This window comes from Paenibacillus sp. Root444D2 (assembly GCF_001426375.1).
Taxonomy (GTDB): Bacteria; Bacillota; Bacilli; order Paenibacillales; family NBRC-103111; genus Paenibacillus_E.
Window position 1 is genome coordinate 19,775 of the sequence record NZ_LMEO01000001.1, and the last position, 15,672, is coordinate 35,446.

A 15,672-nucleotide genomic window follows, 5' to 3' on the forward strand; every position below is an offset into this window, starting at 1 on the left:
AAAAAATTGATATTATTGAAACATTTGTTTCTACCAATCGCCTTCTCTAGGCGTTGAATAGTTACTGATTTTTTGTAAAAAACACCGGTTATAGACGACTTGAGGTAAAGGAAACGAACCTTGTTTACATATGCCCCTTCTTCAGGCTAAGTCCAATAATTCGATGTTCCTTCCACATTAAATCTGCCGATGTAAAGGCATAAAGTTTCAGGTTTAGGTTGTGATAACGTTGATAAAGCTCCAAAATTCTTATTCTACTGTTCCTTATAGTTACCATAATACCTATTTAATGGACGATTCTCTACTCTCAAGCTTCCCTAGCCTTCGATCTCTTTTATTATCTAATGCCAGAATAGACAAATTGCTATGGGACAAGAACATAGTTGAGTAGAAAATCAGCGAATTTATTACTCTATTAGCCTAAATTTTAGTTGATAGGTATTTGGTGTGTTTATTTTTTTATGTTTTTAATATGATAAATTACGTTTGATAATAGGGAGATGAGACTATGGGAAGATGTAATTGTCCTCCAGGACCTCCAGGACCAGAAGGACCGAGAGGGCCGCAAGGACCTCCAGGACTAGTAGGACCGCAGTTGCTTCAAGAACTTGGAGGAGCAATAGCAGCAGCTGGGCCCACTGGAACTGCAGGAGCATTAGGACCTGCTGGTCTTGCAGGACTTGTAGGAGCGATTGGCGAAACTGGACCTGCTGGACTGGCAGGAGCACTTGGACCTGCTGGACTGGCAGGAATTGCAGGAGCAATTGGCGCAGCCGGACTGGCAGGGCCAGCAGGGCCAGCAGGAGCAACAGGACCTCAAGGTATACCTGGTCCAATTGGAGCTACTGGACCGGCAGGACCACCAGGAGGAGGATTAATTCCATTCTCAACGGGGATCATCATAAGTGGTGCAACTGTAGTATCAGCTGCTCCAATTTTAATGGGTTTTGGTAGTCATACGGTTGAAGTTATTGGCGCTACCGGAGAATCAACTATGCCACCCGAAGCAGGTGGTTTTGCTTTCCCAATTCCGTTTGCGGGTACCGTTCAAGATTTACAAATTAGTGTAGACTTATTGGTTGCTTCTGTCGTCTCTATAAATACTCTTGGTCTTCAATATGATTTTACAGTATTCCGCGCACCATCAGTTCCTAATAATGGGATTGATCATAGTTCTTCACCCTACGTGACAACTCCGCTGACTAGTTCGGTTAGATTCGGATTTCCGAATACGGTCATTACACCTGGAAACCCATCGGGATTCCGAACCGCAACGAATATAAATGTTGGGGGCTCATTAGTAGTTGCAGCGGGTGATCGTATTGGTATTCGTGTAAGGACGCTTGCTGAGACTGATGCTTCAGCAGCTGATATCACCCAGCTCTCGTTTAGCGCCAGTCTATCTTATACTCCTTCTTAATACAAAATCACTAATTGTAAGTTCCCCAGGATATTCTCCCGTCGAAAATGGGACAATGTTCTTATCACTATCGAGAATGGGATCAAGTACTTGTCATCATCAATTGACAAGTACTTGATCCCATAAATAAAAATTTTAATAAAATCCCCCTCGAAGCAAGCTCAAAAAAACAAAAATGACACTCTAATTGCTTAGAAGTGTCATTTAAGATGCCATTCATATGATTATTGAGCTTTTACGATCTCTCTACCCTTATATGAACCGCAGTTTTTGCAAACGTGATGTGCCATTTTTAATTCTGCACATTGTTCACACTTCACCATTCCTGGCACAGCCAGTTTAAAGTGAGTACGGCGCTTATCGCGACGTGTTTTGGACGTTCTTCTTTGAGGAACAGCCATATTCAAAACACCTCCTGTTCATTTCATAAAACAACAAGAGATATCATAGCTTTATAGATACACTTTGTCAATATAGTATTCTATTTAAACGAGTTTAAAAAGATATAGTTGGAATGTATATAGTGACTTTCAATCCAATGGCACAATAGATAAATCATGTTTCATGTACCTAACATTATTTTTATTTACTCCCAAAAAATGATTGCCCTGGACAATCACATCACTGCATGCCTCCAAATGAATGACAAAATTGGTATCATCCGACCTATTAGCTACATTTGATCCTACATATGATCCAAAAACTTGATTATTAAGAAAATGTAGTCCCTGCGTGCTTTTACCGTAAAGAAGAGGAAGACTCTGATTATAAAACTCATTTTCTTCAATGCGTATATGTCTATGAACGGGATTCTCCACAAGCATTTCTTTATTTTCAGGTGTGATATTGATAACAGGAACGCCACACTCAATAAAGTTATTATTACGAATTAGTACATCGTTTACAATTCCGGATTCATACCAACTTTCCGCATCGTCGGCTATCAAGACCCCACTCATTTGAATTCCTTTCATATGATTGTCTGCAATGACGACCTTTTTTCGCGTTGTTACAAGAATTCCCCGGGTTGGTATCCGAAAAAAACGATTATTACGAATTTCAACTTCAGCTGTCCATGAAATATTCTCTACCACATCACCTGCTTCAATCCCCTCAGGTATGGGTTGCTCAAGCGTCAGTAACAGCTCTCGCAAGCTAATCATTTCTGAATTTTTCACCGTATTATTGGCATATACCGTAAGCGAATGTCCATGAACAAAATCAATTGAATCTCCTGGAAAAAATCCATCAAAGCCATAGGTTTGTCCATGCATATATCGTACGACAATTTGATTTGGAGAAGGTTGCTCGATGATTTGCAAATGTGTTCCATGTACATTGATTGCATCATCATGAGCCCCCTCAAAATGGCTGTTGATGATGGTTACTTTTCCTTTCACACTAGACATATGTACAAAATCAGCAAACGCGGCACAAGTACGTCCTGTCTCAGGGCGCGGCGCTAATTTCAAGCCGTCAAACGTAAGATTTTCGCTGAATTGCCCGACTATGCCTAAACCATGCATGTAATGTATATGAAGTTGGGTCCCTGTGATGTTCAAGCTCTGATTGATAAATACGCCTACCTGATCCCGTATACCATCTCGCATTTGAAACACTCGTCCTACTTTCGTTACAGGCGTATGATCAAAATGGAGCCGTAGTTGCAAGGGGCTAAGCTGCTCTATCTTATTGGCCATTGACACCGGATTAGCAACACGCCAAGTTGTATTCGTCAGGGGATCATATTCCTGTGCAGGTCCGTCCGAATACTTCCAACCTTCACCAATCCAAGACACCTTCCCCTCCTCAATCACATACCAAGAATCGGAATGCGTTCGAACATCCAGATAATGACTTCCCACTGCTTCAACAGTTATTTCGGACATTGTAGGACGTTCGAAATCAGTACGAAAATTGCGTAGGGTCACATTCTCGCATTGATCCAACGCGATCATCGTCATCTTCCCGTGAAATATGAAAAGTGATCCAAGACCATCCACTATAAGATGTCGGATTCCTTTGAAAAACAAGCCAATGATTTTAGTTACATCAGGGTTTTCGTCCTCAGTCGTTGTGTTTGAAATGAAATACTTTAATTTTGCTGCATGTTCAGGAAAAAAATCATACCGACCTTTCGGAAACTCAAGTACGACAGGACCATCCATTGCTTTAGCTGCGCCGATTGCTGTTTTCACTGCCATCACAGCATCTTGACCCGAATCGGGTATTGCTCCATAATCTGTAACACGGATAACCGTGGGCGCGGAAACAGCGTCTGGGTCTATAGTTGGCATCAGGAAACCTACCTTTCGGCGTTAAGTTATGTATTTTCTTCAATTATACGTTATAAATTAACGGTGTGTTTCTATTATCTTATATTCTCACTTTGATTCAATTTGTTGAGTGAACCTTTATAAGAATTCATAATATATATTATGTAAACAAAAAAACGAATTCCTCCCCTAATTCATTTTTATTAATGACATTAACGATTCAATTACCAAGAAAACTAAAATTCAAAAAAAATAACCTGTTAATCAGGTTATTTTTCGAAGCTTACTCCTTCTATATCAAGTACCGCAAAAGGTTTGGTAGGGATGGTCTGATAGCAAAGGCAATGTAGAGAAATCCGCCTGTTCGGGGGAGTGCGCGAAGGGTCTTGAAAGAACATTAAGAAGTCGCTCCATCACGCTGTAGTCTCCTTGTTTTACCGCGGCTTCCAATGCCTCTTCTACCCGGTGGTTACGGGGGATTATCGCAGGATTGCTGCTGCGCATCAACTGCTGTGAAGAGTCTTTTGTTTCCTGCTGCCTGCCTAGTCTCTCCTGCCACTGCTCATGCCATTGAGTAAATTCAGTGTTACCAAACAGAGCAGACTCTTCCGGCTTATCAAAAGTTAATGCGCGGAAAGTATTGGTATAGTCCGCACTATACTTCTGCATCATAGTAAGCAGATCTTTAATAAGAGATTCATCCTGCTGTTCTTCATTAAAGATTCCCAGTTTTGCCCTCATACCTGCGAACCAATTGCGGTGATACACCTCGGAAAAACTTGCAATGGCTCCCTCGGCTAGTTTGACTGCTTGCTCCTCGTCGTCATGAATCAACGGTAGTAGAGTTTCAGCGAATCTGGCGAGATTCCATGCGGCAATATAGGGCTGGTTACCATAAGCATAGCGGCCCTGCTTATCAATAGAACTGAATACCGTTGCCGGATCATAGGCATCCATGAAAGCGCAAGGACCGTAATCAATGGTTTCCCCACTAATCGCCATATTGTCGGTGTTCATCACCCCATGAATAAAACCAACGAGCTGCCACTTGGAGATGAGTACAGCCTGACGCTTGATCACTTCCTGAAGTAGCAAAAGGTAGCGACTCTCATCAGCAGCTTCAACTTCTGGAAAATGTCTTTGCAATGTATAATCAGCCAGGGCTTGGAGATCCTGGGCAGCGCCAAATTTTGAAGCAAACTGAAAAGTTGCGACACGCAGATGACTTGCAGCTACGCGGGTAAGAATCGCACCGGGCTGCTCGGTTTCACGGAATATGGACTCACCGGTTGTTACCACAGCTAGGCTGCGTGTTGAAGGAATACCAAGCGCGTGCATGGCTTCACTGATGATGTATTCACGCAGCATCGGTCCAAGTGCCGCCCGACCATCGCCCCCGCGGGAGTAAGGCGTCCTACCCGAACCCTTCAGCTGAATATCAACCCGTATACCTTCGGGAGTGATCTGTTCGCCAAGCAGATGAGCCCGGCCGTCCCCTAGCCGGTTGAAATGCCCGAATTGATGACCAGCATAGGCTTGGGCAATAGGCAAAGCGCCTTCAGGAATCTGGTTGCCAGCCAGCACCGCTGCACCATCATTGCTTTGCAGCGATTCGACGGCTAAGCCCAATGATTTTGCCAACTGATCATTAAGAATAATAATCTCCGGTGAGCGAACAGGAGTTGGATGAATTCTGGTAAAAAGTGATTCCGGTAGACGAGCATAGCTGTTGTCGAAGTTCCATCCTGTTTCTATCCTTGTTTTTTTCTCTGTCATCATAGCTCCCTTTTCATTTGTCTTTTGTATTTTAGTATTTCTAATACGTTAAACTTATATTATCACAGTTCTCCGCAATCAACTGCAACGCTTCGTTAACTCTTACTATTATGTCCCACAGTGATGACAACACTTCCCTTTTTGTGTCCTTTATCTACATAGCGGTGAGCCTCGGCAGTCTGCTCCAACGAATATCGTTGATCGATGACCGATCTGATCTTCCCCGCCTCATACAGCTCTTTAAGGAAGACTAGATTTTCTTTAGTCTGCATTAAGCCTGCAGTCGTAAAAATTGCTTTTTTGCCGCCGATCGTTGAAGTCCATAACATTTGCAGCACAATGGACAGCGTAGGGACCGTAGAAAGATAGACACCTCTCTGAGTTAGCGATGCTTTACACTGAGCAAATGAACGTTTGCCTACCGCGTCAAAAATAACATCATAGGACTGGTTGGCTTGTGTGAAATCCTCTTTGGTATAGTCTATTACCTTATCAGCTCCCAATGACTTCACCAAACTTACATTCGCGGTACTGCATACCCCGGTAACTTCTGCCCCATAGAACTTGGCAAGCTGAATCGCATGAACACCTACCGATCCGGAAGCGCCATTGATCAAGACTTTTTGTCCTCTCTGAATCTTTGCTTTATCTCTAAGGAAAGTCAATGCAGTTGTTGCCCCATCACAGACAGAAACAGCTTCTTCATAAGACATAGAGGACGATTTGATTGCTAACGGCGCGTCTTCAGATAGACATTTGTACTCGGCATGAGCACCTGAAATCTTTGCACTTAAACCAAAAACCTGGTCACCTTCTTTAAATAATTTCACATCCTTACCTACTGCCTCAATTTCCCCGGCTAACTCAAACCCCATTATGGGGTTTTTCGGTTTACTAAGACCGTAAAAAAGTCTGACAATAAAAGGGTCTCCCTTTCGAAAGGCGCAGTCCGCTGGCCCAACTGTTGCCGCACATATTCTGATCCGTACCTCATTGTCCTTGGGGGTAGGTTTTTCTACCTCTCTAAGCTGAAGAACATCCGGCGATCCGTATTTGGTGCATACGATTGCTTTCATTCGGTTATTCATTCATGTTCCTCCTCGAACTGTACGTTACCATTTACATAATGTAAAGTATTATATACACAATGTATTTTATAATATACGTCATGTCAATATAAATTTACATTAGCTTGTCTCTTATTTAGCCGATTTCGCCTTTTATTATTCCACGGGTCATTTTTCCAGACAAAATATCATAAGGTGTTAATTGAGCCATTGAAGCATTCTTCGGAGGCAGGTGAACATAATGTTCGAGCAGAACGATCATGGATCAAAGTATTTTGAGAAAATGTTGAATATTATTGATGTCGGTGTTCATCTGATTGATAACAAGGGAATAACCATTTTTTATAATGATAAGATGGCTGAAACCGATGGTTTTAAGCGAGAACAAGTGGTAGGAAAGAACTTCTTCGACCTTTTTCCTTCCTTAACGAATGAAACTAGCACTTTCATTAAAGTTCTACAAACAGGTATCGAAATACGAGAAAAAATACAAACCTACGTGAGTGTGACAGGGAAACGGATCACAACCATTAACAGTACGTATCCTTTAATGGAAAATGGCGAAATCATCGGTGCCTTAGAAGTGGCAAAGGATATTACAAGCATTGTTCATCTCCACGACCAAATCCTTGATCTCAGGCATCAAATCTACGAATCACCGTCAAAAGATAAGAAAAACGCCAGCTCTGCTCGATACCATTTCAGTGATTTAATCGGCAAAAGTGAAGCCTTCTTACATACAGTCTCCTTCGCCAAAAAGGCATCACGTACTAGCTCGCCTGTTTTGATATCCGGACCTACCGGCACCGGTAAAGAATTGTTCGCCCAGAGCATTCACAATGCCGGTGCCCGCCGTAACCGTCTATTTATTGCTCAAAATTGCGCGGCTGTCCCCAACGAGCTCATGGAAGGTATAATGTTTGGAACTGCGCGAGGCGCGTTTACTGGCGCTATTGACCGTGCTGGATTATTTGAGCAAGCTAGCGGCGGAACTCTTTTTCTGGATGAGTTAAATAGCTTAGATTTATTTTTGCAGGCCAAACTATTGCGGGTGCTTCAAGACGGGATTGTTCGCCGAGTCGGGGGAACCCAGGAACAGCAAGTCGATGTCCGCATCATTACCGCCATGAATATAGATCCGAAGGAAGCGTTAGACAAAGGATTGCTGCGCAGCGATCTGTTCTACCGGCTAAATGTCGTGAACCTATACCTGCCTCCTCTTGTGCAAAGAAAAGAAGATATTCCTCTCCTCACCTATCACTTTATTGATACATTTAATCACATATTTGGCATGAAAATAACGGGCATTACCCCAGCTGCAATGAATAGCTTAATGAACTACCATTGGCCAGGCAATATACGGGAATTAAGCCATGCCATCGAATCCACCTACAATATGATGGAGCTGGAATGCGAAATCATTGAAGAGAATCACCTTCCCGCTTATTTCTTAGGGAATCCTATAAAAACAGCCTCTCTCTCTCTACGATCTACACCGTGGGGTGACCAAATGACAACAATCTCTGCCGGTAGATTGACCGATAAAGTGAAGCAAATGGAAAAGGAAACTATCACGGACGCATTGGAAAACCATCAATATAACATCACTCTCACCGCACAAGCTCTAGGAATCAAGCGCCAAGCTTTACAGTATAAACTGAGCCGCTACGGCATCGTGAAAAAGCCATAAACATCAGTGATGAAGACTCCGACAGGAGTCTTTTTTGCTTTTCAGCTTGCGGGGAAATGTTGGCACGCTTTTTGCATCTTACTACTCATGAGAAGGCATCATTACTGGAGGTGCAATAATGGAACGACGTGACTGGAAGCAAGTTGAGCTATGGAAAAATGTAACGGATGAGCAGTGGAATGATTGGCTTTGGCAGCTGACACATACCATTCGTACTCTGGAAGATCTGAAGAAAGTAGTGAATTTAACTCCCGAGGAAGAAGAAGGCGTTCGGATATCAACGCAAACCATTCCATTAAATATTACCCCCTATTACGCATCATTGATGAATCCAGATGACCCGCGATGCCCGATTCGCATGCAATCTGTTCCGATTTCCGCCGAATTATTGAAAACAAAGTATGATCTCGAGGATCCCCTTTACGAGGACGAAGACTCCCCTACCCCTGGTTTAACACATCGTTATCCTGATAGGGTTCTATTTTTGGTAACGAATCAATGTTCAATGTACTGCAGGTACTGCACACGCCGCCGTTTCTCCGGCCAGGTGGGCATGGGGGTTCCCAAAAAACAATTGGATGATGCGATTGCTTATATTCGAAATACGCCAGAGGTGCGTGATGTTCTGCTTTCTGGCGGCGATGGACTGTTAATTAACGACAACATCTTGGAATATATTTTGAAAAATTTACGGGCGATTCCCCATGTTGAGATCATTCGTATTGGCACGAGAGCCCCGGTCGTTTTCCCGCAGCGGATTACGGAGCATTTGTGCAGTATTATCAAAAAATATCACCCGGTATGGCTGAATACCCATTTTAATCATCCTTTGGAAATGACGGACGAAGCGAAAAAGTCCTGCGAAATGCTCGCAAATGCTGGAGTACCTTTAGGCAATCAGTCAGTGATATTGGCCGGTATTAACGACAGCACCTATATTATGAAGAAGCTCATGCATGATCTTGTGAAAATTCGTGTACGCCCTTACTATATTTATCAATGCGATTTATCTGAAGGAATCGGTCATTTCCGGGCACCTGTTTCCAAAGGTTTGGAAATAATCGAAGCCCTTCGCGGCCATACCTCCGGGTATGCCGTACCAACCTTCGTCGTCGACGCTCCAGGAGGAGGAGGAAAAATCGCGCTTCAGCCCAATTATTTAATCTCGCAAAGCCAGGATAAAGTCATTCTGCGTAATTATGAGGGTGTCATCGTCGGTTACCCAGAGCCTAAAAACTATGTACCGGGCCGGGCAGACGAATATTTCAACGAAATCTACAGCATCGAGAAGCAGCCAGAAAGCACCGGAATTATTGCGCTCATGAAAGATGAAAAATTTAACCTAGTGCCAGAAAATTTGCGTCGGATGGGCAGAAGGAAAATTTATCAGGATACACCGGAGCACGCGTCGTTGAAGGATCGTCGGCCAAAGCGGGATGAAATGAAGGACAAATTGATGAAAGCACAGCAGAAAGAGATTAAGGAGGATACGGAGAATATTCCAAATACAGATTAAGATTTACTTTTATTCGCATGGGCAGCGTCAGGGAGTTTGGGCTCCTATCATTACGAAAGGGAACGACGATGCGTTAATTTGCTTAAAAACCCCTAATAAGCTAGCCAAACGGAACGTCAATCACTTATTTCGGATTTATCTGACGTTTTAAGACAAAAATGGCGAAATAACGTATCGTAGTTCCCTTTGCGCTCAAAAAGGCGTTGATTTTGATAATTAACGCATCGTAGTTCCCCTTGTTGCTTCTACGGACCGTTTCGAGTCCAATACTCGCTTATTCTAAGGCTCGTTGTTGCGGATGGCTATCCGCAGGTACTGGATAAGCAAAAAAAGACCTCACTCACACGCCAATCATCATTGCGTGGGTGGGGTCTTTCCTATGTGACGACAACTTTTTAAAACAAATCAATTTCAGCTCCGTCATTTCCTGAATGACGTATTAAACGCCTTCACGCCCAGTCCCGCTTTCCTTAAAGCCTTCAGGCTTATTCAGAAATATTCTTACTGATACACGCCTTAACAGCCCGCTCCAGAACATCTAAGCCCTCAGAAAGCTGCTCATCCGTAATGACCAGCGGACTTAGAATGCGAATAACATTACTGTATACGCCAGCACCCATCACGATGACTCCGTGTTGATGAGCCTCCTGTAATATCCGAGTCGTTAGCTCTTTATACGGTTCTTTCGTCACTGGATCCTTCACCAGCTCAATCGCACTCATCGCACCCAACGTACGCACGTCGCCAATGCAGTCAACTTCCTGCTGCAGCTGGAGGAACCGTTCGCTGACTGCTGACCCAATCGAGACAGCCCGTTCAGCTAGCCGATCCTCCTCTAACATTTCAATTACTTTTAACGCAGCTACACAGCCAAGCGGGCTGCCTCCATAGGTACCCCCGATTTCACCGACACCGGGTGCATCCATGACCTCCGCCCGTCCGGTCACAGCACTTATCGGAAGACCAGCGGCGATCGATTTGGACATGGTCATTAAATCTGGCACAACTCCATAGTGCTCCATGGCAAAGTTTTTTCCGGTCCGTCCGAACCCCGTCTGTACTTCGTCGGCAATTAGCAAAATACCGTATTTATCACATATTGCTTTCACACCTTGCACAAACCGGACGGATGGTATGACAAAGCCCCCTTCCCCTTGAACCGGCTCCATCATGATAGCTGCGACCTCTTCACCCGGGACTTCCGCCAGGAAAAAGTCCTCAAATTTCTGTAAAATTTGATCATCCACCTCATCCTGAGACATCCCGGAAGGAGCACGATAGTAGTAAGGATAGGGCATTTTGTACGTATCAGGCGCAAAAGGGCCGAAGCCGTTCTTATAAGGCTTTACCTTGCTAGTCAAAGACATCGCCATATAGGTTCTGCCATGAAAGCCGCGCTCAAATGAAATCACGGCTCTTCGCCCCGTATATTTACGTGCAATTTTCACCGCATTTTCAACTGCCTCCGCACCGCTGTTCAAGAAGAACGTTTTCTTCTTATGGTCTCCCGGGGTTATCGCATTGAGTTTCTCCGCCAATGCCACGTAAGGCTCATACATCATGACGTGAAAGCAGGGATGCAGATATTGTTCTAGCTGCGCCTTCAGCGCTTCCACGACTTTTGGCGGACAATGACCAACATTTAAAGAGCCGATCGCACCGGCAAAATCGATAAAGGTATTCCCGTCAACATCCGTCAGCAGCGCCCCCTTCCCTTTGGCCGCAAAGGTAGGAACCGTATTGAAAGGACCTCTCGGGATACTTGCCATGCGCCGCTCCAGCAGTGCCTGAGCCTGAGGTCCCGGGATCGCCGTCTTCCTATCAATGTATTTCGTCAGTCTCGGGTTCTGATCCATCACTATGCCTCCATTCCGTAAAACCACACCAATGAATCAGGGTCAATGCGATGATTTCCGCTGCTTCAAACACATGATCCAGCAAGATGTGCTCATTAGGATAATGGGCCACTTGTGTGATGCCTGGACCGAAAACAATACAAGGCGTCTCGCCAAGTTGCGTCAGCAAACCGCCGTCTGTTCCCCATGGCGATGCTTCAATCGTAGGTTCTTCTTGCCTTACCTCCCGATACTGCTCCATCAGAACCCTCATCAAATCATGTCCTGGATCCACGCTGCCTGGTACCCACCGGGCGCCGAACCATTCAACTACAGGTGGATGTTCTTCAAACCAAGGGTCTTTTCCCTTAAGCTCCTCCATCCACCGAATCATTTCCTCCTTAGCCTCATCAAGCTTTTCCTCAGGGGCAACGCCCATTCTTCCCTCTAATTTTACGGTGTCCGGTACGGATGAAGGCCAATTTCCTCCTTGAATGACACCTATATTGATAGGGATAGGAATGGGGTTTTGAGCGTACAAAGGATCCGAGATCCGAGCATTTCTTTGCTTCTCAAGCTCCCGGATATGCTGCAGCACGATCATACTTTTCTCAATGGCACTAACCCCTTCATACCTGGTTCCGCCATGCGCCGAACGGCCTTTGACGTGGGTACGGAACCACATAGAGCCCTGCTGCTTAGGAAATATGCGCAAATTGGTAGGCTCTGGAATAAGGGCCGCATCTGCTCGATATCCCTTTACAATCGCAGCCAGAGTCCCTACCCCGCCGCTTTCCTCTTCAATAACGCTTTGAACAATGACGTCGCCTTTCAATTTAATGCCAAGACTCTGAACAGCCTCAACAGCAAGTAGGAGAGAGAGATTTCCGCCTTTCATATCCGTTGCTCCGCGCCCGTATAGCTTCCCGTCCACCACATTGCCGCTGAAAGGATCATCTTGCCATTGATCCCGATTTCCTTCCGGAACGACATCGATATGACCATTGAGCAGGATAGAACGTCCCCCTCCGGTCCCTTTCATGACACCGACTACATTGGGACTGCCTGTAAAACGGTTTCTAGGAGAACAAAAATAAGGATGTGTTTCCAGGGTCTCTCCATCCGGCTCCCAGACATCAACGTCTAATCCCAACTCGCGAAATTTATCGGTAATTAAGGCCTGGACTTCTTTCTCATTACCTTGCGTGCTGGGGATTCTGACCATCTTCTGCAGAAAACAGGTTCCTTCTTCACGATGAAGCCTAATCCACTCATGAATTTGTTTTTGCAGTTCAGCGTTCAGATTGGGCAAAGGGATTCCTCCTTCAGATAGGCATAAGAAAACGAGTTTGTAATACACATTTATGGAATGTACGAGATGTTCTCCGGAATGATTAATGCAGCCTCGGTGTGATTTACAACGTCCTCTACCGTATAAGGCAGCATGATTTCTTTTAAAAGCAATCCTCGATCCGTGACCTCCATCACGGCCATTTCCGTAATAATCATTTTGACACAGGCCTGCGCTGTTAGCGGTAAGTCACATTGTTTTTTAACTTTTGATTCTCCCTGCCGGTTGACATGGTTCATAAGAACAATGACTTTCTTGGCTTTTTGCGCAAGCTCCATCGCCCCTCCGATTCCTGCCACCCGCTTCCCCGGCACGATCCAATTGGCCAAATCCCCGCGCTCACTGACCTCTAACGCCCCAAGTATCGTGATATCTATACATCCCCTGCGAATCATGGCAAAAGCAATGCTGCTATCACAGTAGGAAGCACCGTTGGTAATTGTGACAGGGTATCCTCCCGCGTTGCAAAGAAAAGCGTCTTCTTCCCCAGGAAGCGGGGCACCTCCTGCGGCCAAAATCCCATTTTCCGCATGAAAAACAACGTGAATGCCTTCAGGAACGTAATCCGCAACCTGGGTCGGGATGCCGATTCCTAGATTGACGGCCATGCCGTCCTTCAATTCCCCCGCAGCCCGCTTTGCTATTCGGACGCGGGTTTCTTTTCCCATACCCATTCCCAAGTCACCCCTCTGCTCAATATCACCATATCTACGAAAATGCCCGGCGTTATAATGCTTTCGGGGTCTAGCTCGCCTAGCGGTACAATCTCATCGACTTCCGCAATCGTAAATTTCCCGGCCATGGCGACCAATGGATTTAGATTTCTGCCGCTTTTATCATAGACAAGATTCCCGTATGGATCGGCTTTTTTCGCATGAACAATGGCAACGTCTGCCGTCAAAGCCGGCTCGACCAGATACTTTTTCTCATCGATGGACACGGTCGCCTTTCCCTGCTCCATAATCGTTCCGATGCCGACATCCACCAGTATTCCTCCAAGACCTACGCCGCCTGCCCGAATTTTTTCCGCTAACGTTCCTTGTGGGTAAAACACCACCTCCATGGTACCTTCCTCCATCATTAGGCCAGCATTAGGATTGGAGCCGATATGGGAGGCAATCACCTTCTTTACTCTGCCTGCTGTGATTAAGCTGCCAATGCCGATCTGCGGAAACCCGGTATCATTCCCAATGATCGTTAGGTCTTTAACCCCCTTTTGCAAAATACCTTCGATCAACGTTGGAGGAGTTCCAATGCCGCCGAATCCGCCATACATTAACGTACAGCCATCGGTTATTGCTAGAAGTGCCTCTTCCAAAGTGCTTACTTTACCGGATATGACCGTATTTGTGTTCGCGTGTGCGTTCGCATATGGCTCCATCATATCTCCTCCAATTCGGATCGGGTAAGCTCAGCCATGACTTCCCGAATGGATTCATCCAAAATCCGCACGAGCTGGTCGATTTCTTCTTCTGTAATCACAAAAGGAGGAGCCACAATAATGGCATCTCCTCCCCCGTCCAACGCACCGGCCGCAGGGTAAACGAGAAGACCTTTTTGAAAGGCATTTTCGACGATTCTAGAGGTGATACCTAGCCCCGATGGAAACGGAAGCTTGTCGGACCGATCGGAAACAAATTCAATAGCGAGAAGAAGTCCTCTGCCTCTTACATCGCCGATGATTTCGATCTGATCAGCCATTTGTCGCATCTTGCCCAGCAAATAGCTGCCTTTGACCTCTGCAGCCCTGACTAACTGATGCTTTTCGATATAGGCGAGAACCGCTAGGGAAACTGCCGCTGATTGCGGATTTGCGCTGTAGGTGTGGCCCGACATGATGCTTTTGGATCCCTGCAAAATGGGTTCCATCACGCGATCTTTGGTAAGCGTTGCCGCCATTGGCGTATATCCGGCGCTCATGCCTTTTCCTAGAGCTATCAGATCCGGTTCGACGCCATAATGCTCCATGCCGAACATAGCTCCTGTACGGGCAATCCCCGTCATGACCTCATCGGCGATGAATAAGATCTCATTTCGTTCGCAGATCTCCTTGATCCTCTTGTAATATCCTTCAGGCGGAACAATAGCGCCTCCTGCAGCACCAATGATCGGCTCTGCAATAAATGCAGCAATATGTTCGGCACCAATCCGTTTTATAGCGGTTTCCAAGTCTTCCGCACACGCTAACTTACAGTCCGGAAAGGTCTTGTTCAAAGGACAGCGGTAGCAATAAGGGGGCACGACAACCGGATAGTCCTCTAATAACGGAATAAATCGTCTTCTTCTGAGGACATGGCCTGACATCGAAAGAGCGCCCATCGTTATACCGTGATAGCTCATTCGTCGTGAAATCACTTTATTTTTTCCATGGCGCCCCTTCTCCTGCCAGTGCTGAATAGCAATCTTCATCGCCGTCTCTGTTGCTTCGGATCCGCTGTTCACAAAGAAAGACCAGTAATCATTGCCTGGCGCCAAATCACTGAGCTTCTTTGCCAGCTTTTCGGCTGGTTCACTTGTAAACTGAGAGCGGTAGACAAAAGAGACCTTACCTGCTTGCTCCAGCATCGCATCGATGATTTCTTGAACCCCGTGCCCGATTCCAGCTGTCACAGCCCCCGAGGAAGCGTCTAAATAGGCTTTGCCTTGATCATCGTACAAAAAGACGCCTTTTCCATATTGAATGGTGGGATAATGGTGATCCAAAACCGGCTTGATTAAATGCTCCCGCTTCATAAGACACC

General features: G+C 45.5%; 12 protein-coding genes. 3 read left to right on the forward strand and 9 right to left on the reverse strand.

The window, feature by feature from the left end; genetic code table 11:
* The first annotated feature begins 508 nt into the window (after positions 1–508).
* Positions 509–1,420 carry a hypothetical protein gene (locus ASD40_RS00100; protein WP_057301335.1) on the forward strand — a complete coding sequence of 304 codons (912 nt, stop codon included), beginning with the start codon at positions 509–511 and terminating at the stop codon, positions 1,418–1,420.
* Between the two features lie 224 nt (positions 1,421–1,644).
* Here the strand turns inward: ASD40_RS00100 and rpmF are convergent, their stop codons facing one another.
* From rpmF to ASD40_RS00120, 4 genes are all read right to left on the reverse strand, one after another.
* Positions 1,645–1,821 carry a 50S ribosomal protein L32 gene (gene rpmF, locus ASD40_RS00105; protein WP_029193705.1) on the reverse strand — a complete coding sequence of 59 codons (177 nt, stop codon included), beginning with the start codon at positions 1,819–1,821 and terminating at the stop codon, positions 1,645–1,647.
* Between the two features lie 129 nt (positions 1,822–1,950).
* Positions 1,951–3,717, reverse strand: coding sequence for a right-handed parallel beta-helix repeat-containing protein (locus tag ASD40_RS00110; protein ID WP_057301336.1), 1,767 nt, complete (start codon positions 3,715–3,717; stop codon positions 1,951–1,953).
* 276 nt (positions 3,718–3,993) lie between these two features.
* Positions 3,994–5,472 carry a protein adenylyltransferase SelO gene (locus tag ASD40_RS00115; protein ID WP_057301337.1) on the reverse strand — a complete coding sequence of 493 codons (1,479 nt, stop codon included), beginning with the start codon at positions 5,470–5,472 and terminating at the stop codon, positions 3,994–3,996.
* Between the two features lie 95 nt (positions 5,473–5,567).
* A complete protein-coding gene (locus ASD40_RS00120) occupies positions 5,568–6,548 on the reverse strand; it encodes an NAD(P)-dependent alcohol dehydrogenase (protein WP_057301665.1) in 981 nt (326 codons plus the stop codon).
* Between the two features lie 232 nt (positions 6,549–6,780).
* Here ASD40_RS00120 and ASD40_RS00125 point away from each other — a divergent pair, with 232 nt between their 5' ends.
* The gene (locus ASD40_RS00125) at positions 6,781–8,229 is read left to right on the forward strand and encodes a sigma-54 interaction domain-containing protein (RefSeq protein WP_057301338.1); all 1,449 of its coding nucleotides are present in this window, start codon (positions 6,781–6,783) and stop codon (positions 8,227–8,229) included.
* Positions 8,230–8,347: 118 nt separating this feature from the next.
* A complete protein-coding gene (ablA, locus tag ASD40_RS00130; RefSeq protein ID WP_057301339.1) occupies positions 8,348–9,745 on the forward strand; it encodes a lysine 2,3-aminomutase in 1,398 nt (465 codons plus the stop codon).
* A 485-nt stretch (positions 9,746–10,230) separates the two neighbouring features.
* Here ablA and gabT read toward each other — a convergent pair whose 3' ends face one another.
* From gabT to ASD40_RS00155, 5 genes are read right to left on the reverse strand one after another with little or no spacing between them, the layout of a single operon-like run.
* Positions 10,231–11,601: a 4-aminobutyrate--2-oxoglutarate transaminase gene (gene gabT, locus ASD40_RS00135; RefSeq protein ID WP_057301340.1), complete on the reverse strand. Its 1,371-nt coding sequence runs from the start codon at positions 11,599–11,601 to the stop codon at positions 10,231–10,233.
* Positions 11,567–12,883 (reverse strand): peptidase, encoded by a 1,317-nt coding sequence (locus tag ASD40_RS00140; RefSeq protein ID WP_057301666.1) that lies wholly within the window; start codon positions 12,881–12,883, stop codon positions 11,567–11,569. The genes gabT and ASD40_RS00140 overlap by 35 nt, the downstream gene beginning before the upstream one ends.
* Before the next feature lie 59 nt (positions 12,884–12,942).
* Entirely contained in the window at positions 12,943–13,605 is a 663-nt protein-coding gene (locus ASD40_RS00145; protein ID WP_057301341.1) for a 3-oxoacid CoA-transferase subunit B, read from the reverse strand.
* Complete coding sequence (locus tag ASD40_RS00150) at positions 13,572–14,315, reverse strand: CoA transferase subunit A (RefSeq protein WP_268795860.1); 744 nt, start codon at positions 14,313–14,315, stop codon at positions 13,572–13,574. Before ASD40_RS00150 ends, ASD40_RS00145 begins: the two co-directional genes overlap by 34 nt.
* Positions 14,312–15,664, reverse strand: coding sequence for an aspartate aminotransferase family protein (locus ASD40_RS00155; protein WP_057301343.1), 1,353 nt, complete (start codon positions 15,662–15,664; stop codon positions 14,312–14,314). The genes ASD40_RS00150 and ASD40_RS00155 overlap by 4 nt, the downstream gene beginning before the upstream one ends.
* Positions 15,665–15,672 lie beyond the last annotated feature (8 nt).